At 66.8% G+C, this 1,535-nt stretch carries 2 protein-coding genes; one reads left to right on the top strand and one right to left on the bottom strand.

The annotated features are described in order from the left end of the window. Positions 1-978, bottom strand: a 978-nt coding sequence (locus ACJ8AT_RS03850; protein WP_407736173.1) for a WD40/YVTN/BNR-like repeat-containing protein, incomplete at its 3' end; no start/stop codon positions are given. A gap of 119 nt (positions 979-1,097) precedes the next feature. Between ACJ8AT_RS03850 and ACJ8AT_RS03845 the strand changes: the two genes are divergently transcribed. Further along, a partial coding sequence (locus ACJ8AT_RS03845; RefSeq protein ID WP_407736172.1) for a hypothetical protein occupies positions 1,098-1,535 on the top strand: 438 nt, incomplete at its 3' end.

The following is a 1,535-nucleotide window of genomic DNA, read 5'->3' as shown; positions in this document are numbered from 1 at the left end:
CCAGGTGGCCCCGTCGTCCGCCGTCCGCCAGATCTGCCCCTCGGTGTTGCCGCTGGTGAAGGAGGGCTCGGCCTCCAGGGAGGCGACGTAGCTGGTGCCGCCCGTCCAGGCGATGGACCACGCCGAGGGGGCCTCGGTGTAGCCGGTGGCCAGGCTGATGGCGGACCAGGTGGCGCCCGCGTCCACCGAGCGGAACAGGCCCTTGTTCGTGGTGGCCAGGACGATGTTGCTGTTGTCGCGCGCCACGGCGATGTCGGTGATGGAGGTGGAGTCACCCAGGTACACCGGGTTGAACCAGGTGTCGCCGCCGTCCATGGACTTCACCAGGCCAATGCCCGTGCCGTCGAACGGATCTCCCAGGCCCAGGTACAGCACGCTGCTGTTGTTGGGGTCCATCGCCAGCGAGCCCACGGACAGGCTGCCCAGCGTCTCGGTCTTCGGCGTCCACGTGGTGCCGCCGTCGAGCGACTTCCACACGCCGCCGCCCGAGAAGGCCACGTAGATGGTATTGGCGTTGTTCGGGTCGACGATGATGGTGTTGGCGCGGCCCGTGTCCGTCTTGTTCAGCGTGGTGCTGCCGTTCTGGATGTAGTCCGCCTTGGTGGGGCCGATGTTCACCCAGGTGGTGCCCGTGGCCGCGATGGTGGCCGCGGGGTTGCTGGACGCGGTGATCGTCGTGGAGATGCCCGGCAGCATGTAGCCGTACTTGGCGCGCTCCTGGGCCGCCGCCTGGTTCATGAACTTCTGGAACGTGGGGGACCAGGGGCCACCGCGCTTGGCCTTCGCTTTGGACGTCTTGCCGTAGGTGTCGTTGTAGAAGGCGTCCATCGCCTCTCGACGGGCGGTGGCGTCGTCGCTGTCCACACCGCTCTCACCGCGGTCGCGGTCGAGATCCCGCTCGGCGAACGCAAGACCAGGGGCCATGGCCAGCACGAACGTTGCGGCCATCAACTTCTTCCAGCTTCGGGGGATACGCATCCGTGACTCCTGAGGGCGCGGCGCCCTCACCGCGGGGGACTGCAATTCCGGTTCAGTATGAATTACCTTATAGTAAAAGAAAATGGGAAATTTCAACAAAATCGGCATAGTACCATTTCATGAAAATCACTTCCCTGTTCGTGGCGATGGGCCTGCTGGCAGCGCCCGGAGCCTTCGCGGAGGCCCCTTCCTTCGAGGAGCGGCTGAACAGCATGGACCGCTTCTTCTCGCTCTCGGAGAGCGCGGCCACTCCGCCCACGGAGATCCGCGCGGAGACGCGAGGGCAGGCCACCTCGAGTGATTCGGCGCAGGGCTACGGTGTGTCCCAGCAGGTGGAGGTGGTGCTGACCCGGGGCCTGTCGCTGCGCGCGGGCGCGGAGCTGCGCAACACCACGCACGGGTTCACCCCGAGCGGCCAGGCCAAGTACCAGTTCCTGCGCCAGAGCGAGCATGGGGTGAACGCCTCGGCGGGCCTGCGCTACAAGCAGGTGGGCTTCCAGTCCGACGGCGGCGAGGCGGAGGCCTTCTTCGCGGTGGGCCGGCGCTTCGGGAGCCTG

Origin of the sequence: Hyalangium sp. (assembly GCF_045802625.1) — a bacterium.
Taxonomy (GTDB): Bacteria; Myxococcota; Myxococcia; order Myxococcales; family Myxococcaceae; genus Hyalangium.
The sequence above is the reverse complement of the archived record's forward strand: the minus strand, read 5'-3'. Positions and strand labels throughout refer to the sequence as shown.